At 63.8% G+C, this 240-nt stretch carries 1 protein-coding gene; it reads right to left on the reverse strand.

Annotated elements, in window-relative coordinates; genetic code table 11:
* Positions 1-240, reverse strand: a 240-nt coding sequence (locus HMPREF0044_RS07685; RefSeq protein WP_006547570.1) for an MFS transporter, incomplete at both ends; no start/stop codon positions are given.

Here is a 240-nt window from a genome sequence, read left to right on the forward strand (position 1 = left end):
CGACGCTCTCCCTTATGCGACTCCTGCATTAGGAAGCAGCCCAGTAGTAGGTTGAGGCCGTTGAGCACCGCCGCCGCAAGGAATGGTGCATGCAAGGAGATGGCGCCCAACAGTCCCCCGGCCACGGGGCCTGCCACCATACCCACGCCGAAACAAGCGCTCATGAGCCCGAAGTGGCGAGCCCGATCTTCCCCATCGGTGATGTCGGCGATATAGGCGCCAGCAACCGCACCTGTGGCG

This window comes from Gleimia coleocanis DSM 15436 (assembly GCF_000159015.1).
Taxonomy (GTDB): Bacteria; Actinomycetota; Actinomycetes; order Actinomycetales; family Actinomycetaceae; genus Gleimia; species Gleimia coleocanis.